21 protein-coding genes are annotated in these 23,488 nt (G+C 62.7%); 18 read left to right on the top strand and 3 right to left on the bottom strand.

Annotation, left to right across the window (positions count from 1 at the left end):
- Positions 1-7: 7 nt before the first annotated feature.
- Together THIVI_RS22370 and THIVI_RS22365 are read right to left on the bottom strand one after the other, a co-directional pair.
- A complete protein-coding gene (locus THIVI_RS22370; RefSeq protein WP_014780790.1) occupies positions 8-3,544 on the bottom strand; it encodes a YhaN family protein in 3,537 nt (1,178 codons plus the stop codon).
- Positions 3,541-4,815 carry a metallophosphoesterase family protein gene (locus THIVI_RS22365; protein WP_014780789.1) on the bottom strand — a complete coding sequence of 425 codons (1,275 nt, stop codon included), beginning with the start codon at positions 4,813-4,815 and terminating at the stop codon, positions 3,541-3,543. The genes THIVI_RS22370 and THIVI_RS22365 overlap by 4 nt, the downstream gene beginning before the upstream one ends.
- A 139-nt stretch (positions 4,816-4,954) precedes the next feature.
- Here THIVI_RS22365 and THIVI_RS23150 point away from each other — a divergent pair, with 139 nt between their 5' ends.
- On the top strand, positions 4,955-6,352 hold the full coding sequence (locus THIVI_RS23150; protein WP_014780788.1) for a L,D-transpeptidase: 1,398 nt from the start codon (positions 4,955-4,957) through the stop codon (positions 6,350-6,352).
- Positions 6,349-7,473, top strand: a complete 1,125-nt coding sequence (locus THIVI_RS22355; RefSeq protein ID WP_014780787.1) for an aminotransferase class V-fold PLP-dependent enzyme — start codon at positions 6,349-6,351, stop codon at positions 7,471-7,473. The genes THIVI_RS23150 and THIVI_RS22355 overlap by 4 nt, the downstream gene beginning before the upstream one ends.
- On the opposite strand, the gene THIVI_RS22350 is transcribed toward THIVI_RS22355, so the two are convergent.
- Entirely contained in the window at positions 7,470-7,865 is a 396-nt protein-coding gene (locus tag THIVI_RS22350) for a DUF2750 domain-containing protein (protein ID WP_014780786.1), read from the bottom strand. The two genes, THIVI_RS22355 and THIVI_RS22350, sit on opposite strands and share 4 nt — an antisense overlap.
- A gap of 347 nt (positions 7,866-8,212) precedes the next feature.
- On the opposite strand from THIVI_RS22350, the gene glgX reads away from it, so the two are divergent.
- The 16 genes from glgX (at position 8,213) to THIVI_RS25015 (ending at position 23,464) form a co-directional block, all read left to right on the top strand.
- A complete protein-coding gene (gene glgX, locus THIVI_RS22345) occupies positions 8,213-10,294 on the top strand; it encodes a glycogen debranching protein GlgX (RefSeq protein WP_014780785.1) in 2,082 nt (693 codons plus the stop codon).
- A 73-nt stretch (positions 10,295-10,367) separates the two neighbouring features.
- Positions 10,368-11,384, top strand: a complete 1,017-nt coding sequence (gnd, locus tag THIVI_RS22340; protein ID WP_014780784.1) for a phosphogluconate dehydrogenase (NAD(+)-dependent, decarboxylating) — start codon at positions 10,368-10,370, stop codon at positions 11,382-11,384.
- Between the two features lie 47 nt (positions 11,385-11,431).
- Positions 11,432-11,629, top strand: a complete 198-nt coding sequence (locus THIVI_RS22335; RefSeq protein WP_014780783.1) for a CPXCG motif-containing cysteine-rich protein — start codon at positions 11,432-11,434, stop codon at positions 11,627-11,629.
- A complete protein-coding gene (locus THIVI_RS22330; protein ID WP_014780782.1) occupies positions 11,630-12,226 on the top strand; it encodes a Maf family protein in 597 nt (198 codons plus the stop codon).
- Between the two features lie 115 nt (positions 12,227-12,341).
- Positions 12,342-13,958, top strand: coding sequence for a lytic transglycosylase domain-containing protein (locus THIVI_RS22325; RefSeq protein ID WP_014780781.1), 1,617 nt, complete (start codon positions 12,342-12,344; stop codon positions 13,956-13,958).
- Between the two features lie 934 nt (positions 13,959-14,892).
- Complete coding sequence (locus THIVI_RS22320; protein WP_014780780.1) at positions 14,893-16,221, top strand: tyrosine-type recombinase/integrase; 1,329 nt, start codon at positions 14,893-14,895, stop codon at positions 16,219-16,221.
- Positions 16,222-16,352: 131 nt separating this feature from the next.
- Positions 16,353-16,559: a hypothetical protein gene (locus tag THIVI_RS22315; protein ID WP_014780779.1), complete on the top strand. Its 207-nt coding sequence runs from the start codon at positions 16,353-16,355 to the stop codon at positions 16,557-16,559.
- Entirely contained in the window at positions 16,549-16,812 is a 264-nt protein-coding gene (locus THIVI_RS22310; RefSeq protein WP_014780778.1) for a type II toxin-antitoxin system RelE family toxin, read from the top strand. The genes THIVI_RS22315 and THIVI_RS22310 overlap by 11 nt, the downstream gene beginning before the upstream one ends.
- 193 nt (positions 16,813-17,005) lie before the next feature.
- The gene (locus THIVI_RS22305; RefSeq protein WP_041447156.1) at positions 17,006-17,623 is read left to right on the top strand and encodes a hypothetical protein; all 618 of its coding nucleotides are present in this window, start codon (positions 17,006-17,008) and stop codon (positions 17,621-17,623) included.
- 624 nt (positions 17,624-18,247) lie between these two features.
- Positions 18,248-18,682, top strand: a complete 435-nt coding sequence (locus THIVI_RS22300) for a hypothetical protein (RefSeq protein WP_014780775.1) — start codon at positions 18,248-18,250, stop codon at positions 18,680-18,682.
- Positions 18,682-19,002 (top strand): hypothetical protein, encoded by a 321-nt coding sequence (locus THIVI_RS22295; RefSeq protein ID WP_014780774.1) that lies wholly within the window; start codon positions 18,682-18,684, stop codon positions 19,000-19,002. The genes THIVI_RS22300 and THIVI_RS22295 overlap by 1 nt, the downstream gene beginning before the upstream one ends.
- The gene (locus THIVI_RS22290; RefSeq protein WP_014780773.1) at positions 19,002-20,021 is read left to right on the top strand and encodes a ParB/RepB/Spo0J family partition protein; all 1,020 of its coding nucleotides are present in this window, start codon (positions 19,002-19,004) and stop codon (positions 20,019-20,021) included. The genes THIVI_RS22295 and THIVI_RS22290 overlap by 1 nt, the downstream gene beginning before the upstream one ends.
- Positions 20,014-20,592, top strand: a complete 579-nt coding sequence (locus THIVI_RS22285; RefSeq protein WP_014780772.1) for a hypothetical protein — start codon at positions 20,014-20,016, stop codon at positions 20,590-20,592. The genes THIVI_RS22290 and THIVI_RS22285 overlap by 8 nt, the downstream gene beginning before the upstream one ends.
- A complete protein-coding gene (locus THIVI_RS25185; RefSeq protein ID WP_014780771.1) occupies positions 20,589-21,671 on the top strand; it encodes a bifunctional DNA primase/polymerase in 1,083 nt (360 codons plus the stop codon). The genes THIVI_RS22285 and THIVI_RS25185 overlap by 4 nt, the downstream gene beginning before the upstream one ends.
- Positions 21,671-23,167, top strand: coding sequence for a DEAD/DEAH box helicase (locus THIVI_RS22275; RefSeq protein ID WP_014780770.1), 1,497 nt, complete (start codon positions 21,671-21,673; stop codon positions 23,165-23,167). Before THIVI_RS25185 ends, THIVI_RS22275 begins: the two co-directional genes overlap by 1 nt.
- 147 nt (positions 23,168-23,314) lie before the next feature.
- Positions 23,315-23,464 (top strand): hypothetical protein, encoded by a 150-nt coding sequence (locus tag THIVI_RS25015; RefSeq protein ID WP_157174548.1) that lies wholly within the window; start codon positions 23,315-23,317, stop codon positions 23,462-23,464.
- Positions 23,465-23,488: the final 24 nt, after the last annotated feature.

The raw sequence follows: 23,488 nt of genomic DNA, 5'->3' as shown, positions 1-23,488 counted from the left end.
AAATCGCCTACGAAGCTGACGCGGTTTCGCTTAATGCATGCACCAACACGCGCGTTCCCGTCGTGTCAAGGTTTCTGGCTTGTTCGACCACCTGCCGGTGGTGCGTGAACAGGACGACCTGGGTCTTGGCGGAAAAATCGGCAAGCGCGGCGAGTGTGGCGTACGCTCGCGCATCGTCAAAATGGATGAGGATGTCGTCGACGATGAAGGGCAGTGGCTCCGTGTCGCTCAGATGATGATCCAGATTGGCGAGACGTAGCGCTAGATAGAGCTGATCGCGAGTGCCGGTGCTCATGCCTTCGACCCGCAAACGCTCGCCAGTCGCCCGCTGGCCGACCAGGACGGGTTGATCGGATTCGTCGAAATCGGTCTCGACGGCGTTGAAGGCATGACAGGTGAGTTGGGCAAAATAACCGCTGGCGCGGGTCAGGATCGGATCGCGATGCTCGCGGCGGAAACTTTCGATGGTATCGCGCAGGATGCGTGCCGCCAGTTTGACACGGACGTAACGTTCCGCGTGATAGCGCAGGGTCGAGAGCGTGTGCTGCGCCTCCTCGGCGAGCGCGGCGGCGGCATTGTCTCCGGTCATTTCAGCAAACTTGCGCTCGGCATTGACCTTCTCTTCGAGCAAGTCCGCCTGCCGCGGTCGCAACTCGCCATCGAGCCGCGCCTCCAGGGCGTTCAACTCGGCGAGCACGGCGTCGCGGTCGACACCGCCGGCCTCTTCCAAGAGCGCGTCGATCCCGAGACCGTCGCCAGCGCTCACCAAGGCGGCATCCACATCCTGGAGCTGTTTTTGCAGCAGGTGATGCGCCTGGGCAGTTTGTTCGACCGCCGTCAGTTGTTCCGGGCTCTTGCAACCGGCCTCGCGACAGAGTTCGGCGAGGATCGCATCGGTCGCCCGGAGAGTGACCTCGGCCTGCCGGATTTCTTCCTCCGTCCGTTGCGACTGCCCCATCAGTTCGTCCAGCCGACTCTTATCCTCGCGTTGTTTGACCAGTCGCCGATGCAGTTGCGGTAGCGCCTCTTCGATGGGCTGCTCCTTCAGGTCCGGCGCGAGCCTGGACAACAACCCGCCCGCCTCCTGCTGGAATTCCATCGCGTCGGCGTCGATGCCCGCGATCCGCGCCGCCAGTCGTTCGGCGTCCCGGAGGTGGGCCAGGCAATCGTCGAGGTTCTTCAGGTGATCCGATGCGTCCCCCGGGCTTGCATCCTGGGGCAAACCGAGTTCATCCATGAGCGCGGCCCAAGCGCTTGACCAGGATGCCCGCGCCTCTTCGCTCGCGGTCACGTCCAGATCGAGGCGCAGTTCGGCGTCGCGCAGCGCCGACATCTCCTTTTCCAGCAGCGCGCGCCGCCGCTCGGTTTCCAGCAGCGAGGCCAGATGGGCCTCGGCCTGATTGAGCAGAAGACTCGGACCCGGCTCCTCTGGCGGAGACGGCAGGGCGAATCCAACCGCTCTCAGCGCGGACCTCAAGGCCCGCGCGTGGGTCTCCGAGGTCGCGCGAAGTTGCGCGAGTCCGGCCAGCAGTTCGTCGCCCTGTCCAGCCAGTTCGCGCAGTCGCGTTGCCTTGACCAGCCAGTGCTGCATCTCGCGCGGCGGCAGGGGGTCAAGCCCGCAGGGCCGCCAGAGCGATTGCCATGCACCGAGGAGGGCGTCGCGCCGTTCGTGGAGCGTCACGGACTCCTGTTCGGCTTCGCCGATGCGCTGGCCGCGGGATTCCAGTTGCGCGTGAGCGGCGGCCTGTTCATGCACGCGCCGAGCCTCGCGACGCAGACGATCCGCGACCTCGTCGGCGGTTGCGAGGTCGCGCTCGAAGACCGCCGGAAGCGCGGTGTCCGCGACCTCGTCGCGCGCATCCTCGGCGAGGATCTCCGCGCCACCCAGCCACTGCCGCTTGAGCAGTCGCCATCCTCGATCGCGCTGGGCGCGCGCCCGCGCGAGATCGCCTTCCGATGGAATCGTTCCGCCCAACTGTAACGCGCGCAACGCCTCCTCGATCCGCCGTCGCTCGCTCCGCGTTTCCGCCAGGATCCTGTCCAGGGTTCGTATGGCATCCTCCAGATCACGGAATTCATTGGCGAAGCGCTCGACCGTCCCCGCGCTCGGCAAGGGAGCATGACGTAGCGCGTCAAGATCCTTCGTCCAGAGTTCGAGCGCGGACAGTTCACGCTGGCAGTCATGGTCGTGGCCTTGTATCCGGGCCAGCGCATCGGCGGCCGCCCGCTCCAGATCGCCCGCGCGCCGTGCCTCGTCGATCGCGTGGCGCAGACCGTCCAGCGGTTGACTGGCCGGCAACGCCGCAAGCGCATCGCGAACGTCCGCGAGCTTGCGTTGGGTCTCGGCTAACTTGGTGCGTGCCTGCGCGACCGCGGCGGCACGGATCTCGCGGCTTTCGCCAAGCTCGGCCGCCCGTCGCCGACGATTGAGCAGCGGACGCAGCCCCGGCGCATCGGTCAGGCACAGATCGGGGCGCGCCTGGGCCAGGAGTGCGCGCGACCGAGACTCCAGCGCGGCGCATTCGGAGACGAGCCCGGAACGATCCCGAGCGGCCTTGCGATGGCTGCCGAGACGCTCGCGCAGCGCGTCGATCGCGTCGGCCTCGGCCAGAAGCTCCTCGCGGACGGTGAGGGCCGCGACCTTGACCTGAATGTCTCCGAAGCGCGCTAGAGCCCCCGACTGGCTCGCGAGCGCAAGCGCCCGTTGGGACAAGGCCGTCTCCCGTCGCTGGCCGAAGTCCTCGGACAAGCTCGGGGTCTCGCCAAGTTCAGCGAGCTGCGCAAGTAGTTGAGCACGTCGCGCCAGGTTCGGCAGGGTGCGACGGATACGCTCCAGGCGACTGTGCTGACGTGTCGTCCGAGCCAGCGTCTCGTCCATTTCGACCAGACGCTGTCGGGCCTGATTGACCGCCTTGCGCGCGTCGTCCCAGTGGCGCGCGGAGAGCGACACCTCGCGCTGACGGCGTTCGATGTCCGTCAGTTGGCTCAGTTGGAGATTGATCAGACGCGTGGAGGCACGTGGCAGGAACAGATCGCGCGCCTCCTGATCGAGCTGCTTGAGCACCGCATGCAGGTCGACGCTCCCCAGTCCGGCCCCGAACAGCGCCTCGGCCTCCCGGCCCCGCTCGGCCAGCAATGCCTGACCGCCTGCCACCAGACCCTCATGATCGATCCCGAACAGACGCTCGAACAGGCGCTCGTCGACACCGCCGAGCAGACGCGCCAGACAGTCGTCGGCAAGCGGTTTCTCGTCACCGTCCAGCAGGGTGTGCTTGCGGCCTTTTTTCCGGAAACAGAGCAACTCCGTGCCATCGTGACCCTGAAGACGCCCGCCGACGCGCAGATTCTGCCGGGCGTGCAGAAAGTCATCCTGGGTGCGTTCCGGGATGCCGAACAGCAGGGCTCGCAAGGCGCGGAGCGCGGAGCTTTTGCCGGCCTCGTTGGGTCCGAAAATCAGGTGCAGCCCCTGTTGGCCGCCGCTCAGATCAAGATGGCGGTCGCTAAAGGGACCGAAGGCCCGCAAATGCAGATCCAGGATTTTCATGGGGTTCCGTTCTCCCGCTCGGCTTCCTGGCCCAGCAGGCGATCGAGCAGCAGCGATTTGACATCCTCCAGACACCCCTGGAGATAGTCCGCCTGGGTGGGGTCGAAGGCATCGTCGCCGGTGCGCAGATCGAATGGCAGCTTCGCGCCTAACTCGGCGACCTCTTCGGTCAGCGCGGCAAGACGGGGCGCGTCGAGCCGCAGCTCGCGGATGGATCGCAAGAGTTCGCCAACGGCGTCGTGACGGTCGGGGGTGGTCTCGGCGCGCGTCCCTCGGGTCTCGATCAACACCTTTTCCACCCAGGGTTCGCCAATGCCGATGCCGCCCGCGAGCGCGCGACAGTCGTTCACGATCTGGTCGAAACCCGCATGGAGACGGTCATGGATGGCACAGAGACCGGTGAGCCGGATGCGCACCGCCAGCAGGCGGCCATCGGCGGCTCTGGCGGCGGCGCGCAGGACCGGTTCGACCCGGTCGTAGACTTCATCCAGGGTGACCGCCTCGGTCAGATCCACCGGACACACCGCCCAACGCACCACATCCAACGCCAGGTGCTCGATGCCGCTGACCCGCCCATCCTCGACCTGTACCAGGGTGCAACCCTTCGCCCCGGACTCGCGGGCGTGACGCCCCTGGAGATTCCCCGGAAAGACCACCCAGGGCTCCCGCGCGACCACTTCCCGCTGGTGCACATGACCCAGCGCCCAATAGTGATACCCCCGCGAGCGCAGCCTGTCCAGGCTGCTGGGCGCGTAGGGCTCATGTCCGGGGCGCCCGTCCAGCGACGTATGCAGCAAACCGATATTGAACAGATTCGGGTCCGCCAGCGGATAGGCCAGGGTCAGATCCTCAGTGACCGCGCGGGTCGCAAACCCCTGACCATGAACCGCCACGCCAAGCGACTCCAAGCGGTGCGTCTCGGGCGTGCGGGTGGAGAAGACCCTGACGTTTTCCGGGGGACGGAGCACGCGGGTGATCTGACTCGCCGCGTCATGATTGCCGGCGATCGCCAGCACCTGGATCCCCGCCTCGCGCAGTCGGGCCATCTGGCGCGAGAAAAAGAGGCCGGTGTTGTAGTCCTTCCAATCGCCATCGTAGAGATCGCCCGCGAGCAACACGAAATCGACCGCCTCGCTCAGCGCCAGGTCCGCCAGATTCTCGAAGGCCCGCCGGGTCGCCCCGCGCAAGTCTTCCACGGGAGCGCCTTCATAGCGTTCGAGTCCCCGTAACGGGCTGTCGAGATGAACGTCCGCCGCATGAATGAACTTCAACGATTCCTCCCCGCGAGGGTCTAACCGAATGTCGAACGCGGTGCATGATAGTGCCATCGCGCCATTCGCGCGCTATCCTAGACACCATTGAGAAATCACAATGCCATTTGGGTGCCCGCGAAACCGGGGAATCACAGCGATGACGAATAACCAGACACCAAGACATCCCTTTACCCCGAGCTTGTTCAAGGTCGCACTTGGCTCCATGCTCCTCTTGACTCTAACGGCCTGTGACGGTCTGGCCCGCTTCGTCGCCAAGCCCGAGCGCAAGCCCGCCGAGCCCGCCGTGGCCGAACAACCGTCCCCGCCGCCGGTCGCCGAGCAGGAACCCATTGAGAAAGTCAAGCTGAAACCCAGCCCTCTTTACGAGTGGAATGGCGATGGCCGCCGGGTGACGCGGATCGTGGTCGACACCGACAAGCAAAAGGCCCGCTTCTACGCGGGCGACGATGAGATTGGCTGGAGTACGGTCGCCACGGGCGTTGCCAAATACCCAACCCCGACCGGGCAGTTTTCGGTCATCGAGAAGGTCGAGAACAAGCGTTCCAATCTCTATGGCAAGGTCGTCGGGAAAGGCGGCCAGGTGATGAAATCGAGCGTCAAGGTCGGGCGTGATTCGATCCCCGCCGGCGGCCGTTTCGAGGGTTCCAGCATGCCCTTCTTCATGCGTCTGACCCATGACGGCGTCGGTCTGCACGCGGGGCCGATCCCGCGCCCTGGACAGCCGGCTTCCCATGGCTGCATCCGCATGCCACGTAAGCTGGCACCGGTGCTGTTCAATCATGTGACCCCGGGCACCCAGGTCGCGATCGTCGGACGCGGCCCGGATTACGGCAATTATCTTGAAAAGCAGCGCGCGATCGCCGCGAAACAAGCGGCTGAACAGCGTCGGATCGCCGCGAAGAAGGCCACCGAGGCGACCAGGGCACAGCCGGTCGCCGCTAACGCCCAGCCAGCACCAACACCAGCACCTGCGGCCTCCGCGACAACCGCGCCCCTCGCCACGACGCCCGCTGGCGAAGCCATCGAGTCACAGGCCGTGGCGAAAGAGGCGACCGTCCAGCCTGCCGCGCCGCCGACGGCAAGCGAAACCCACTTGCGTGTCGATCCCGTCTCCCCGGCATCCGGTCAGCCAGTCCCGGCGGTTTCCGATGTCTCGCCAATCCCGGCGACGACCGGCTTGCCCGCGTCGGCTCAGGCACCGATTGCGCCTCCCGCCCCGCCGCCCGTCTCCCCGATCTCCCCTGCGCCGACGCAGGCGGTGTCAGCCCCCGTCGCGCCGGTCGGCCCAACAGCTCCGTTACCAACCGCCGCGCCGACGGAACCGACCAGTCCCTCGCCAGCGGCACCGGCGAATCCCGTGCAGGCGGCGCCAACGACTCCACCGCCTGTCGCGCCGTCCGGCCCGGCGTCACCGGCGCCCACGCCCGAGCGCGCGGCTCCCGCCCCAGCCCCCAGCGCGCCCGTGCAAGCCGCTCCAACGCCGGCATCGGTCACCCCGGCGCCGGCCAGCACACCGGCAAACCCAACGGAATGAGATCAGAATTTCACCTCGACCCCGATCTCTGCCACCTGAATCATGCCGCGGTCGGCCCCTGGCCCAGACGGGCGGCGGAGGCGGTCGCGCGGTTCGCCGAGGAGAACTTCCATCAGGGGTCGCTCGCCTATCCGCGCTGGCTCGACACCGAGCAGCGACTGCGCGAGCGTCTGGCCCGGCTGATCGCAGCGGATTCGCCCGACGACATCGCGCTGGCCAAGAATACCTCGGAGGCGCTGTCGGTCATCGCGCACGGGCTGCCGTGGCAGGACGGCGATAACCTCGTCGGCATCGCGCAGGAATTCCCGTCCAACCGTATCGTCTGGGAGTCCTTGGCCGACCGGGGCGTGACTTGGCGCGCCCTGGATCTGGAGCGATCCAGCGATCCCGAGGCCGATCTCATGGCGCTCTGCGACCGGCGCACGCGGATGATCGCCGTGAGTTGGGTGCAATATGGTCGTGGGCTGCGGCTCGACCTAGAGCGGATCGGCACCTTCTGTCGCGCCAGGGACATTCTGTTCTGCGTCGACGCGATCCAGGGACTCGGCGCCCTGCCCTTCGATCTCACGTCCAGTCAGGCGGATTTCGTGGTGGCCGACGGCCATAAATGGATGCTGGGACCCGAGGGCGTCGCGCTGCTCTATGTCCGACCAGAACGGCGCGCGTCCCTGACGCTGCGTCAGTTTGGCTGGCGCATGGTCGAGCATCCCGGCGACTTCGAGCGTCTTGACTGGACGCCCGCCGCCGATGCCCGGCGCTTTGAGTGCGGCAGCCCGAACCTACTGGGCATCCATGCCCTGGAGGCCAGTCTGTCGTTGTTGGAAGAGGTCGGTCTGGAGCGGGTCTGGAGTCTGCTGCAGGCGCGCACGGAATATCTGATCGCGCTGATTGATCAACGCGGTTTCGAGCTGCTCACCCCGCGCGAGCCCGACCGCCGTGCCGGCATTGTCACCTTCTGCGTGCCGGGCGTGCCCGCCGATCGGCTGTATCGCGATCTCATGCAGCGCCGGGTACTCTGTGCCCAACGGGGCGGCGGACTCCGTTTTTCGCCGCACTTCCATACCCCGCTTGACGTCATCGAAAGGGCCATGACCATCGTCGACGATCTGCTAGGCGTTTAATCGGGCTGATTCCGCTCTTCCTCCAGATCCTGGAGCAGGGTCTGAGGATCCATGACGATGCAGGAGCCGTCCGGCGCCGGGAACACGGCAACCAGACGGCCATCCCGGGTCATGCCGGTGAGCCAGCGTTCCATGAAGACCGCGAGCGCCAGCGGCTCCGCCTCGCAATCCGACCAGTCGTCATTGGCCAGGGCCTCGGCAAACTCGGGCGCGGGCCAGAAGGGAAAACAGTCCCTGCCCTCTTCATCGCTGAAAGTCACGAAACCGCCAGCGCCCTTGAGTGTCCAGACCTTGTCTTGCAAGGTCGCCTCGGTCAGAAAAAAAGTATAGCGATCAGGAGCCGGCTGGCTGAACACGCCAGATAACTCAGAGGCGGACAATGGAGCGCTCATCGAACGGATTACCCTTGATTGCAGGTTGCGGACGCCGTGGTCACGGCATTTGATCCCGCACTGTATCAGCCGTGCGGCACGCGAGAAAGATGAACGGACCATGCACACGCCATCCATTGCCGATCCCGTCCCTTGCGCCAATCGCATCCCGAGGCTTGTCTATCCGAACCCCGGAGCCCCACAATACCGCCATCCGATCAAGAGCAAGATGAAGGTGAAGCCGTGAAGTGGTATGGAATCCTGCTTGGGGCGATCCTGGGCATCCTTGTTGGAACGGTGATCGGTTATCTGCTGGTTCCGGGCATGCTCAAATAACACGTCGATGACAACATGCTGGAGCAGACACGATGAGGCTCGAAGGATACCGCGTCCGGACCGGAACCTGGGACAATGCCGGCGCCACCGTCGTTGAGGGCGGCGTCAATTTCTGTGTCTTCTCGCGCTACACCGAGACCATGGAACTCCTGCTGTTCGAGCGCGACGACAGCATCGCGCCAGCGACGATCATTCGTCTCGATCCCGAGATCAACCGCACCTTCTTTTTCTGGCACATTCTTGTCGAGGATCTGCCCGACGGCATCTATTACAACTGGCGCGCGGACGGGCGCTGCGAGACCCGCGAGACCGGCTGTCGCATCGATGGGGAAAAGGCCCTGCTCGATCCCTGGGCGACGACCGTCAGCAATCGGCTCTGGAATCGGGAAGCGGCCTGTCGTCCAGGGAACAACCTGGCCACCGCGATGCGCGCGCAGGTGGTGCGGGACGATTACGATTGGGAGGGCGACCAGACACTCTATATTCCGCTCAACGATGCCATTGTCTACGAGATGCATGTCGGCGGTTTCACCAGCCATCCTTCGTCCGGCGTGACGCATCCGGGAACCTTCGCGGGAGTGATCGAGAAGATTCCTTACCTGCGGGATCTCGGCATCACGCATGTGGAACTGATGCCGGTCATGGCCTTCGATCATCAGGACGTGCCGCCCGCGACCGCCCGTCTCGGACTTGAGAATTACTGGGGTTACAGCACCCACAGTTTCTTCGCGCCGCACCCCTCCTTTACCGTTACGCCCAGCCGCGCCCGCGACGAATTCAGGGACATGGTCAAGGCATTTCACCGGGCCGGGATCGGCGTGATCCTGGATGTGGTCTTCAATCACACCGCCGAGGGCGGCGAAGACGGGCCGACCATCAGCTTCAAGGCGCTCGGTAACGAGATGTTCTACCATCTGGACTTCGAGGACCGGCGGCGCTATCGGGACTATACGGGTTGCGGCAACACGGTGAACTGCAATCACCCAATGGTCACGCGCTTTCTGGTCGACGCGCTGCTTTACTGGGTGCGACGGATGCATGTGGATGGGTTCCGCTTCGATCTCGCCAGCGCGCTGGCCCGCGGCGAGGACGGCAACCCGCAGTATCATGCACCGGTGCTCTGGGCCACCGAACTCTCGCCCAGCCTGAGCCGGGCGCACATCATCGCCGAGGCCTGGGATGCCGCCGGTCTGTACCAGGTCGGCGACTTCCCCGGCTATCGCTGGGCCGAGTGGAACGGCCGCTATCGGGATGTGATCCGCGGCTTCGTCCGGGGCGACCCCGGACTGGTTCCCGAGGTCGCCACCCGACTGACCGGCTCCAGCGACATGTACGGCAGTCGTGGACGACTCCCCCTGAATTCCATCAACTTCGTCACCTGTCACGATGGCTTCACCCTTCACGATCTGGTGAGTTATGACGAAAAACACAATGCCGCCAACGGCGAGGACAATCGCGACGGCAGTGACCACAATATCAGTTGGAACTGCGGCCAAGAGGGACCGACCGACGATCCCGCGATCCTGACCCTGCGCCAGCGCCAGGCACGCAATTTCGTCAGTCTCCTGATGCTGAGTCAGGGCGTCCCCATGCTGCTCTCCGGCGACGAAGTGATGCGCAGCAAGCTGGGCAACAACAACAGCTACTGCCAGAACAACGAACTGTCCTGGTCGGATTGGGAACTGGTGGAGACCAACCGCGACATGCTGGATTTCGTGCGCGCCATGATCGCCCTGCGCCGACGTCATCCGACCCTGACCCGCAACCGTTTCCTGACCGGCAAACCGGCCAACAGGCAGACCCTGCCTGACATTACCTGGCATGGTGTCGGACTCGAAACGCCGAACTGGGACGACCCCGACAACCGCGCGCTGGCCTTCACCCTGGCGGGGATCGACGCGGACGAACCACCGTTGCACATCATGATGAACATGGGACTGGCGGCGCTGGAATTCGCGCTGCCATCCATCAAGGGTTTGCGCTGGTGCCTAGCCGTCGATACCGCATGCGAACCGAGCGTCGTCGCGCCGGACGATCAGCGCCCGCTGCCGACTGGCCGCATCACACTCGGATCGCGTTCCGTTATCGTGCTCGAAGCACGGGATCGTGCTTAAACCGTCTCCGATGGCAGGCAGGCGGAATTCATGCTTGCTTCAGGTTCATCCACATTTCAGGAGCGACAGGGTTATGCAAATCGGAATGATCGGCCTTGGCCGGATGGGATCGAACATGGTGTTGCGGTTGTTACGTGCCGGTCACCAGTGCATCGTCTACGCCCGCAATCCCGACTCCATGGCGGGATTGGTCGCGGAAGGCGCCATCGGCGCGTCGGACCTGGCGGATTTCTGCGCCAAGCTGGAAACGCCACGCCATCTCTGGATCATGATTCCCGCCGGTGCCGTGGATTCCGTCATCGAGGGACTGCTACCTCATCTGTCGCCCGGCGACACCCTGATCGATGGCGGCAACTCCCATTATCGCGAGGATCTGGTCCGCGCCGAGCGCCTCGCGCTGGAGGGCATCCACTACGTCGACTGCGGCACCAGCGGCGGCGTCTGGGGGCTGGAGCGCGGCTACTGCCTGATGATCGGCGGCGAAACTCAGGTCGTCGAGCGGCTCGATCCCATCTTCGCCTCCCTGGCACCCGGCGCCGACAGCATCGAGCGCACCGCGGGCCGCTCCGGACCGGTCAGCCGCTCGGAGATGGGCTATCTCCACTGCGGACCCAATGGGGCCGGACACTTCGTCAAGATGGTCCACAATGGCATCGAATACGCCCTCATGGGCGCCTATGCGGAAGGTCTCAATCTCCTCAAGCATGCCGGGGCCGGTCGACAGGATCGCGCGACCGACGCCGAAACCGCTCCGCTCAGCCATCCGGAACACTACCAATACGACCTCGATCTCGCCGAGGTCACCGAGGTCTGGCGCCGCGGCAGCGTGGTCGCCTCCTGGCTGCTCGACCTGACCGCTAACGCCCTGGCGGAGGATCCCGAACTGAAAGGATTCAGCGGGCGCGTCTCGGACTCCGGCGAGGGTCGCTGGACCTGTCTCGCGGCGATCGAAACCGGAACCCCCGCCCCCTTGCTCACCACCGCGCTCTACGAGCGTTTCAGTTCCCGCGGCGAAGGCGATTTCGCCAATCAGATCCTGTCCGCGATGCGCTATCAGTTCGGCGGGCATCACGAAAAGCCAGCGGATTGATGCAGCCCAATTTGGCGCGGCGGAAAAGAACAGGTCCGGATGCGATCATGAATCCAATCGAAACCCTTCGACTCGACTGTCCCTGGTGCGCCGCGCCAATCGACATCGACGTCGACATCAGCCCTGGCAACCAAAGCTATGTGGAAGATTGTCAGGTCTGTTGCGCGCCCATGGTCGTGACTGTCCGACTCGACGAAGATCCCGACGCGGAACTCCTGGTCACGCTCGCGCGGGAAGGTGACTGAATGCACACCACTCAACCGCCGCTGGTGCTAGCCTCGACCTCCCCTTATCGCCGCGCGCTGCTCACACGGCTGGGCCTGACCTTTCGCACGGCCTCACCGGATGTGGATGAGCGGCGCCGACCGGACGAACCGCCTCAGGTGCTGGTTCTGCGCTTGGCCGAGGCCAAGGCGCGCGCGGTCGCCTCGGCGCATCCGGATGCGTTCATCATCGGCTCGGATCAGGTCGCCTGTCTCGACGACGCGGTCCTGGGCAAACCGCTCGGCCGCGACGCGGCGATCGCGCAACTGGAGCGCGCCTCGGGACGGACCGTTCTCTTTCAAACCGGTCTCTGTCTGCTGGATGCCCGCAGCGGTCAGGCGCAAACACTGGTCGAACCCTTCCGAGTGCATTTCCGCCCTCTCGGGCGGCAGCGGATCGAGGGCTATCTGGACCGTGAACAGCCCTACGACTGCGCGGGCAGTTTCAAATCGGAGGGGCTTGGGATCGCCTTGTTCGAGCGACTGGAAGGCGAGGATCCCAACGCGCTGATCGGACTGCCGATGATCCGCCTAATCCGCTTGCTGGAGTCCGTCGGGATCTTCCCACTGGGCGCATGATTTGACGCGGCTGATTTTGAATTCACATTGCCAAACGTGGCATTGTGAACGATACTTCATGCTGTTTATGAGGGGCCCGATAACGGGTCTTGATACCTCAAGAGGAGCCGCGAACATGCGTCCTGAATCCATTCATGCCCGTTATGCCTGGGTATTCCCTCTCTCGCTTCTGGTCCTGATCATTCTGAACGGCTGCGCTGGCTCTGGTGGCGAACGCGACAGTGGTGGGCAAGACACCGTTCAGATTCAGCGCGATCCGGGCGGCTCGTCAACCTTCCCGGTCCCGCCGGAAATCCAGGACAACGTGGACTTCTGGCGCCACGTCTACGGCATCTGGAGCCGGGGCGAGGTCGCGATCCACGATGACGAACACCTGGGCGTGATCTACGAAGTCAGCAGGATCCCCGGACCGATCCAGGCGGGTTACAGCGCCTCCCAAAAAGCCTGGCTGGATTCGCGCACAGGCTATCACGCCAGCCGGCTCAAGATGCTTGAGGAACGGATCCGCACGGGCCAAACCCTGACTCCTGGCGACAAGGAATTGCTCGCCAAATTCGAGAAGGACGGCGGTGTTGCCGCGCTCTACGGAGCCTCGGATCGGCTGCGCGCCCAGCGCGGTCTGCGCGAGCGTTTTCGGCGGAGCGTCGAGATCAGCGGCCGTTACGAACCCGCCTTTCGCGAGATCATGAAAAGCCACGGCCTGCCCGAGGATCTGGCCTATATCCCGCATGTGGAATCCTCCTATCAAACCAATGCCAAATCCAGCGCGGGCGCTTGCGGCGTGTGGCAGTTCATGCCCGCCACCGGGCGCAGCTTCATGACGGTCAACGATCACGTCGACGAGCGCTACGACCCCATCCTGTCCGCTGACGGCGCCGCGCGTTATCTGTCGCAGGCGCATCGCAGACTGGGTAGCTGGCCGCTCGCCATCACCTCCTACAATCACGGCCAGGGCGGCATGGCGAAGGCCAGGTCGCAACACGGCAACGATATCGGTCGCATTGTCGAACACTATGACGGCAAAGCATTCGGCTTTGCCTCGCGGAACTACTATGCCGAGTTCATCGCCGCCCGCGAAGTGGCCAGTAACGCCAAACGTTACTTCCCCGAAGGCGTGAACTATGAAGCGCCTTGGGCCTATGACCGTCTGGTTCTGCATCACAGCATGCCAGCCGAGCATGTGGCGCGGCACTACGGGGCGTCCGCCAGCCGCCTTGCGGATCTGAACCTGCATTGGCGTGGCGCGGTCCGCGATGGAAGAGCCTCCCTGCCAGCCGGCAGCACCGTCTGGCTACCGCAAGGCTCCATGAAGCGCGTTGCAAGCCAGCCTCCGCCTGTTTCGGTTCCCATCATGCTGGCGCGCGAGCCTAAGGTGGCGCCGAAGCAGGAAAAATCTCAAACCGCCGTTGCGATGGCCAAAACATCTCCCTCCACAGCGAGACCGACGCCAGCGATACGTACGGCGTCAAGTGGGAAGAAACCGGCGCCAGAACCTCGGGTCGCGGCCAACAAGCCGAAACCAGATACACGGACAGCCGCGAATAAGCCAAAACCAACGCCAGAGACGCGTGCAGCCAACAAGGTCCGCTATCACGTCGTGAAACCGCAGGAAACTCTCTACCGGGTGGCACTGCTGAACGGCCTGTCTGTCGCCGAACTGCGCCGCCTCAACAAAATGAGTTCGAACGACAACAACATTCAAGCTGGTCAGAAGCTGAAAGTGGGGATTTAAGATGATTGTTCGTAAATTTCATACTCAGGTTGCATCTATTCGCGATGAGCCAAAAGCCCATCGAAGGGTCTGTCCTGAGCGGATGCAATATTGGCCCCGGAGCGCGATTTTCCGGTCATCCCATTCGACAAGCCTGTCCTGAGCGAAGTCGAAGGGAGTCGACCTGCAAACACTGATCCGTTGGGCGCATCGTTAACAATGAGGCCGGTCCACAAGCGTTGGTATTCGAGCACACGAGTGGGGTTCCACCTTTTTTGACGCGGTGACGGAGTGGACACTGGACGACCTGATTCGTGACAGTGTCGCCTCCGCCGCCCCCTCCGTGCAGCGCGATCCCCAGACGGGGCGGATCGTGCCGAGTGAAGCGCTTACGCAGCACATTGCACCGTCCCGTTGGACCCTCAAGCGCTTGGCCGCCTGAATCAAAACCCGCTTTCAACGCCAAGTCAGTCGTGAAACGGCGTGGGTTTCTATGGGGTCTATCTCTAAAACGCGGGGCAGGTGGCGATCTGGGACTTCCAGCGCGCCAACACCGAGCACACCCTGACCGTCTTGCACCGCCTGCGTGAGCAAGACCTGCGGGGCTCGATACGAATCTGGCCGAATAGTAAAGTTGCTAACGGACGCGAGCTAAGTGTTTCTAAAATTTGCTTACACCAGTGCTTATATGGCGCTGAGGCAAATAAAAATGGCCTACGGCAATAAACCGTAAGCCCTTTTTAATATGGTAGCGGGGGCAGGATTTGAACCTACGACCTTCGGGTTATGAGCCCGAAAAACAGCGCGTTTATTGACGTTTATCGGTGTTTCACGAAATGGCGAAAATCATTAAAATCAACATTTTGCCAATGTAGCCGAATCACCCGAAGGTTGATTGACGTTAGCCTGCGTTGCATAATCTGGCTACATAGTGGCTACATGGCGACCTTCGGGTATGGCAACATCACGATTGACGGCTGGGCGAATCCGCGAGATTGAGTCTGCAAAAAAAGGCGCACAGGTTTTTCTATGGGACGTTGATGCTCCGGGGCTAGGTGTGCGCGTCACCGCCGGGAGCAAGGCATTTATTTTCGAGGGACGCCTTGAAGGGCGACGGATGCGGATCACGATTGGCGACGTGCGCGTGCTGGACATCGATAAGGCGCGCAGCGAAGCACGCCGACTGCAAACCCTGATTGACCAAGGCATTGACCCGCGCGATCAGAAGGCCGACCAGATAGCCGCAGTCGCGACAAAGAAGGCGGAGACCATGCGACAGGCGCAAGCCGAGGAGAGCACCGCGATCAGACAGGCGCTCCTCGTCGCCGATGGCTGGAAGGTCTACATCGAAGACCGCCGCCCCCATTGGGGAGAGCGCCATTACCGCGACCACCTGAATCTGGCACAACCGGGAGGCGAACCGAAGAAACGCGGGGCTGGCCTGAGCGTACCGGGACCGCTGGCGCCGCTGCTGGCGCGACGCTTCGCCGAGATCACGCCCGAGCAGATAACCGCCTGGCTGATCGCGGAATCGGCGACTCGATCAACCCAAGCTCTCCTTGCCTTCGGCCTCTTCAAGACCTTCGCGGTCTGGTGCGAGGAGCGGTCAGAGTACCGTGGCATGATCCATCCTGACGCCTTCGCCGGGCGCTCGGTGCGCGACGCACTGCCCAGCAAGAGCGCCAAGGATGACGTGCTCCAGAAAGAGCAGTTACGCGCATGGTTCGCGGCCGTTCGCCAAGTCGGCAACCCCGTCATCTCGGCCTATCTGCAAACGCTGCTGCTGACGGGCGCGCGCCGCAACGAGATCACCACCTTGACGTGGGCCAACGTCGATTTTCAGTGGGGCAGTCTGACCATTCGAGACAAGGTAGACGGCGAGCGAACCATTCCGATGACGCCCTATGTCGCGTCCCTACTGGCCGGTCTACCCCGCCGAAATGAATGGGTCTTCAGTAGCCCATCCGCCGCCGCCGGACACCTGCAAGAGCCACGTATCCCGCACAACCGCGCATTGGCAACCGCCGCCCTCCCGCCGCTCACCCTGCACGGCCTTCGTCGCTCATTCGGTACGCTGTCCGAGTGGGTCGAGATGCCGGTCGGGATCGTGGCGCAGATCCAGGGCCACAAACCCAGCGCCACCGCCGAGAAGCATTACCGTCGCCGCCCGCTGGATCTACTGCGCCAGTGGCACACCAAGTTGGAGGGCTGGATTCTGGAGCAGGCAGGGATCTATCAGCCACTGGAAGCGCAAGCCGGTCAACCGATCCGGCGCGTGAAGTAGAGCACTGTCATAGACTGTAGATCACACCAGCACCGAGGCGCAGACCATGACCGCCATCACTTTCGATACCCTGAAATTCGCCCTGATGAAAGTCGCGAAGTTGATCTAAACCCTTAGCCGGAGTCGCCGACATGCCAGAGTTACACCCGCAATTTCTCACCGACCCGGACGGCAAACCGACATCGGTTCTGCTGCCCTTCGCCGAGTACGCGGCGCTGATGGAGTATTTGGAGGACACGGAAGACCTGGAGGACGCCCGCGCGGCGCTGGCGCAGATCGCGCGCGGCGATGAAGACCTGATTCCGTGGGAAGACGTGAAAGCCGAACATGGCCTATAGCGTCACCTTCACCAAGGCATCCAAGCGCCAGTTCGACAAGCTGCCGCGACCTGTTCAACAGCGTCTTGGTGCCGTCATCGAACAACTGACCCGCGATCCCCGCCCCGCTGGCGTGGTCAAGCTGTCCGGCGAAGACGGTCTGTATCGCGTGCGGGGCGGCGACTACCGAGCCGTCTACCAGATTCAGGATGAGCGCCTGCTGATCCTCGTCGTCAAGGTCGGCCACCGGCGCGAGGTCTACCGCGACCACTGAACCCAGACAACAACAGGCCCCGAGACGGCACCACCCGTTTCGAGGCCCTGACCACAACCGATCTATCACGGAGATACAGAAATGGCTGATAGGAATTTTAGCAGTTCAGGCGATCCGCTTCGGGACGCGCTCTACGGACTTGGCGCATACCGACCCGATCCTCCGCCGCGCGTCATGGAGCCTACGCTACCCCATGAAATCCCGGCAGTTGTCGCGAGGCTTATGGACGGTGATCGAGCGCCGCCACCAATGGAAGTTTGGCTCAGGCTTAAGCAATGGACGGCGGAACAAGCTGGCTGGCTGGCTGGCCCTGGACATCGACCCTGACCGAACAACGCCTTGTTGGAGCCTGGACTCCGGGAAGGAGGCTCGCATTCGTCATCAGGCCGAGATGCTAATCGGGAAGCTGCGAGGGATCGCGGGCGACAGCAATCAACCGGGCTCCTATCTCGCCGCAATGCGGGATTTTAATATTGCGCCGATCTGGTTAAAGGGCCTGCCGATAACGCGCGAGGGTGAAACGACGGCGAACGCAGGCGACGACGACCAGCCAGGCCAGGACCGGGAAATTACAGACAGGAGCAAGGCGGGTTATTTGGAGGTTATTGGTGCGTTGGCGCGGGCACTGGCGGACTGCCTGCCGGAAACGCTGAAAGGGTCGGACCGCGAGCCTTTAACCGGAACGAGCATCGCGACCGGAGATACTGGTATTGTGGGCCATCTGCGAAAACACGGGTACACCACCAGGAGCGACAGCGATCTACGGAAGAAAATCAGCGCGGCCTTAAAGAAGACGCCGGCAAAATGGTAAATTTGGCATTACCATGACTTCCGATAACACGAACGAATACATTGCTTTCCATCATCAACCGATGGAGAGCATGAATGTTCCAGGCCACACCAAAGACCACCCCGCCGCTCGTCACTGACGCCTTTGCTACCCGCCTTGGCGTCAAGGCGCAAAGTGTTCGAGTCCGCCTCTGCCGCACAGGAAGTTATTACGGCGTCCGCCCACAGAAATCCCCGAATGGCCGCCTACTCTGGCCCGCCGATGGCCCAGATCGCGTGCTATCTGGCGAGTCGATCAATGGTCAGGTGGCCGCGTAATGTCCACCAGATCCAGACAGATCCGCGACCAGCGTCAGGCGAAAGCCGTCCGGCGCTGGACCGCAAACGAAAAAGCCGTCCGGGGATCGCGCCCCCGAGACGGCATTGCAAAGCAGGACGAAAGGCGTTTAGAGTGTGACCGTCCGCTAGGTGTTCAAACCACCTAGCGGCAAAGCAATTACCGACTGGAATCGGCTTGCACCGGCAGGATCAGTATATCCGAACATCCCTCACAGGGGATAGTTTCGCCTGTCGTCATGGGTCTTTGTGCCCATCCGCCCGCCTATCTCAGTTGGTACCAAGTCATTCAGACAAAGGTATCAACATCGTGAAAACCACCAACACCCGTTTTGCTGAAATCCCCGTCCTTGGCATTGACGCCAATTTTTTCAGCGTCAATGCCGGTATCCCGGCGTCTTTCGCGCTCAATGAAGCTGCGGCCATGACCGCATCGGCGATTGAGACGCTTATCAATGCCGCGTCCAATCTGGAGCCGACCAGCGATGCCAGCGCGATTCACTGCGCCATCTACACGCTGCAATCGGCGTGCGGGCTAATCGAGTCCATCACTCGCGCGGTCGAGATCGCCGATCCTGCCCCCAACCCGGACGCTGAGCCGCTCACAGATGACGAGCGCGATGCCGTTGTCAGGATCGCCCGCAATATCGTAAACCTTCGTCCCGAGTTGCCGCTGCCGCGTAACCTGGCTCGCGCAATGCTGGCTGCTGTGGAGTGGGCGCCGAATGATGGAGGGGTCGCGTAATGAACACCCTCCCCCACATTGACCCGGCGCTGATCGTCGCTTGTCGATTGGAAGACCCGGACGATTTTGCTGCATCGAACACAATGGTCCGCGCTGCTGTGTCAGCACTCGGAGACGATCCACGCAAGATCGAAAATTGGAACGTCGGATTACGCGACACTCTAACGATTATCGGAGTTGATCTTGGCGACGGCATGATCGACGCCTATTGCGTCATCAGCGATACGGGGCAGGTCTGCGACATCAACCGCTATCTGATGTCCGACATCGTGATCCCACTACGCCCGAGCCTGAGCGTCATTTGCGGAGGTGTCGTGTAATGACCAGCCCTCAAGGAACGAGGGCGCAAGCCCTCAAACGCACCTCGCGCGGTATCCAGATCAAGCCCGACATCGGCGAGACAATCTTGCCGGGATCGGCGTCTCTGACGAACCTGCCGATTTCATCGATCAGCGTTGACCAGGATATTCAGCAGCGCGAGGGGATGGATGATGCGCTGGTCGCCGAGTATGGCCGCGATATTGGCGAATGGATCGCCAGAGCGCCCGTAACCGTCTTCGCCGCCGATGGCGTCCATGTGCTCGCCGATGGATTCCATCGTCTGGAGGCGTGCAAGGCGGCTGGGCTGGAATCCGTCCCCGTCATCAAGCATGACGGTGGCAAGGTCGATGCGCTTCGCTTTGCCATCGGCGCCAACGCCAAGCATGGCCGTCGCCGCACTCAGGGCGACATGAGCAAGGCTTACAGCACCGCCATTGCCGAGGGATTCTGTCAGGCTGACGATACGGGAGCCGTCGCCGCGCTGCTGAATTGCTCAACGCGCTGGGCATCTGACCTGACCCGCGAGGCTAGGGAGCAAGCCAAGGTCGAACGGGACGCGACGATTCAGAAACTCGCCGATGAGGGCAAGACGCAACGGGAGATTGCGGCAAGCGTTGGGATGCACCAGACGGGCGTCAAAAAGATTCTTGATGACAAACGGAACCCTTCCAAAAGTCATCAAACCCCCGAGCCATCCGATCCCGTTCCCGACATCCCGGTATCGCCCGATCCCGTCATCATCGAGGAGATGCAAGGCGACGACTTGGACGCCATCCGCCAGACCACGGCGAAGCTGAAGGCGGACCAGGCACCCCCGGCGCCAGCGGCAAAAGGCCCTACCGCCAAGGATGCGATGCACGCCGCCCACCAGGTCACGGGATCGATTGGCATCCTCTACCGGGTGGATTCGGCCCTCCTGGCGTCGGACGCCAAGACGCTGATTTCCGAACTTCGCAAGGCGCTGGAACGCTACACCGCGCGGTTCCCGGAGACCATGGAGGGCAACGGCCATGCGTAACACCAGCATCATCAAGTCGCGATTCTTCATTGCGGGCACCGGCCAACGGCTGACCAGGGATCACGGGCGCGAGGTCGCTTTCACCGCGATCTATCTCACCGCCTGCCCTCATTCTCACATGGCGGGGATCTACTACCTCTCTCCGGGGATGGCCGCCAACGAGCTTCACATCACCGAGGGTCGATTCCTCGCCGATGTCGAGATTCTGGAGCGCGAGGGGTTTTGTCGCTATGACCGCAACGCCTGCGTGATCTGGATTCGATCCATGATGGGCCATCAGGTTTCATCGGCATGGAAGGCAGGCGACACGCGGATGAAGACCATCCGCCTGCACCTGGAAGCCCTGCCCGATACCCCGCTGATTCTGGAATTCCAGCGTCATTATCGGCTCTTGCCCGATGGGGCATGGCATGGGGCATCCGATGGGGCATGTGATGGGGGAGCCGATGCCGGTCCTAATCCTCTTCCTGTTCCTAAGCCTCATCCTCTATCCCCCCAGGGCGCCCCGAGCCGAAAAAACGATTTTCCCGCTCAGGACAAAAACGGCCTTGATCTGGGGGTGATGCGATGAAACCGACCCCCACCGAGATTTACCTACAGTGGCTGTCGCATGACGCGGGCTGGGTCGAAATCTGCCAAATGGACAAGGCGCCCCGCGAGATCGGCTGGGATAACCGCTCGGATGTCGTCCTCGCCCAGGCACGGGAATGGGCGCGGTCAGGCAATCTCTTCACCACGCTCAACCGGATCGATCATCCGGGATTGCTCGCCTATCTCGCCCAAGAGAGACAGGTAGATCCTCATCGCAAACTGCGCACCACCGACGCACTGGTGACCCGCTACACCCGGCTGTTCTTCGATTTTGATCCGGCTCGCCCAAAAGGAACATCCAGCACGGATGCCGAATTGGCGGAAGCGGAGATCAGGGCGAAGGGGTTACGGGATCGTCTGGCGTTGATGGATTGGCCGGCGCCGCTGATGGCGATGTCGGGGAACGGCTGGCATGTGCAGTATCGAACGGCTCTCCCCAATTCTGGGGAGACGACCGAAATGCTGAAGGCCATCTATGCCGGGCTCCACGCCGAGTTCAGTGACGACGTGGTGGAGTTCGACCGCTCGGTTCGGAATCCGGCCCGTCTCTGCGCGCTCTATGGGAGCGTCAAGCGCAAGGGGCCGAACACCCCGGATCGCCCTCATCGGCAATCGAAGTGCTGGATTCCGAGCGACTGGCGTCAGGTCCATCCGCGTCAGGTTGCAACCCTCGCCGAGTTCTACGCAAACCGAGCGAGTCAGACCCGACCGAATGCCCATCCAGACTCACAGGAGGCCCGTACAACCGTTTCGACCATCCAGGGCAAAGGGAACTATTCCAGTCTCGACGTGGTGGGGTGGTTCCGCGCTCACGGGGCTTACGTGGGGGAACTCACCGGCAACGTGCATGGGGTTTCGTGCCCGTGGTCCGGCGAGCACTCCACACCCTCGCCCAAGTCGGGCGGGGATACCGTCATCTTCGAGTCCGATGGCGGATGGCCCGGTTTCTCCTGCAAGCACTCCCACTGCCAAGGTCGAACGATCCGCGATGTCATGGCCCTGTGGGGCGACGCCGACGCTTATTGCCGAGAGCAATTCCAACCCCGGAGGGCTGCCTGATGTTCCAACTTTATCTGCATCAAGAGCAGGTCATCGGCGAACTGCGGCAGGGACTCATGGACGGGCACAAGCGGCAAGTGCTGGCGCTGGCGACGGGAGGCGGAAAAACCGTGGTGGCCGCGCACCTCTCCCGCTCCGCCGTCGAGAAGGGAAAGCGTGTGCTGTTCATCGTGGACCGCATCGAGTTGGTCGGTCAGGCGGTCGCCACCTTCCACGCGCTCGGGCTCCAAGTCGGCGTGCTCCAGGGCGACAACACCAACTATTCGCGGGAGGACGACATCATCGTTGCCAGTATTCAGACCATCCGCTCCAGGGCCGCCCCGGATTGGGTGCACGTCGTCATCATCGACGAGTGCCACATCCTGCACCAGGCCCATATCAAGCTGATGGAGACATGGAATGCCTTGCCATTCGTCGGATTGTCGGCAACGCCGCTACGCAAGGGGCTGGGGAAATACTTCACCAATCTGGTGCGTGGTCCGTCCGTGCGCTGGCTGACAGATCATGGCTTTCTGGTGCCGTGTCGGGGATTCGCCCCGGCAGCCGATGCCGTCGCCGAGGCGCTGAAGGGCGTCAAGAAGGGCACCACGACCAACGGTTATGACTATCTGGAAGCGGACCTTGCCGCCGCCGTGAACTCGAAGGAACTGGTTGGCGACATCGTGACCACTTGGCAGGAGCGAGGGGAGAACCGCCCGACCCTGTGTTTTGCGGTCAATATCGCCCACTCGAAGGCGATCCGCGATGACTTTGAGGCGGTCGGCGTCACGGTCGGTCATATCGATGCCTACACCGAGGCTCCCGAGCGAAAGCGTTTGATTCAGGGTTTCCGTGATGGCGACATCCGCATCTTGACCAGCGTCAACGTGTTGGGGATCGGCTTCGATGTGCCGGACGCCGCCTGTCTGATCCTGGCTCGACCGACCCTCAGCGAAGCGTTGCACATGCAGCAGATGGGTCGGGGCATCCGCACCGCCGAGGGCAAGCGCGATTGTCTGGTTCTCGACCACTCCGGTAACACCCTCAAGCATGGCCTCCCGGTCCACTTCGAGGTTCCCGATCTGGACGACGGCGAGAAGGGGAAGGCCGAGAAGCGCAAGAAAAAGGATCAGGAGGAATTCATTCTCTGTTCCCACTGTGGCGCGGTCATGGAGCGCACCGAGATGACCTGTCAGGAATGCGGACTCGACCGACCCGACCGCCGCCCGAAGGTGTCCTATCGCGATGGCGATTTGGTGGAGTTTGGCGCTGCCGATGAGGACATCGCCACGGGAGACGATGCGCGGATGTTGTTCTACCGTCGCTGCTTAGGCGTCTTGGTCGCACAAGGGAAGAAACCGGGCGCTGCTTATTTCCTGACGCGGGAGAAGTTCAAAGGGTTCGAGCCGCCGAAACACTGGCGCGGGCTCCTGCCGGATAACCCCACGCCAGAAGTGGCGCGCTGGATCAAGTCCCGAAATATCCGATGGGCGAAGGGGCAGGGCAAGGCGAAATAGTTGCAGTCTTCAATGGCGCCAGCGGACGGCGCGTGCATAAAAAACGCTTATGGCTTATCTGTCACAGTGACACCTGACGAGCCGGTTAAGCCCGGTATCGAACCCGTCACAGTGACAACTGAGCCTATCACTCCCGTACCCGTCACAGTGACCGACAAGACCGCCCGCGACCGCCGCATTCTGGAACTGTCGCACCTGAGCGAGATGAAAGTCGCCGCAATCCTTCAGCAAGAGGGTTTCAAATGCAGTCCGAGAACCATCGGAAATGTCCGCAAGAATGCCCAACGTGCCATGTGATACACGATGGACCCGCGCCTGAGT

Origin of the sequence: Thiocystis violascens DSM 198 (assembly GCF_000227745.2) — a bacterium.
Classification (GTDB): Bacteria; Pseudomonadota; Gammaproteobacteria; order Chromatiales; family Chromatiaceae; genus Chromatium; species Chromatium violascens.
Note: the sequence above shows the minus strand (reverse complement) of the source record. Positions and strands in the feature narration are given on the sequence as shown.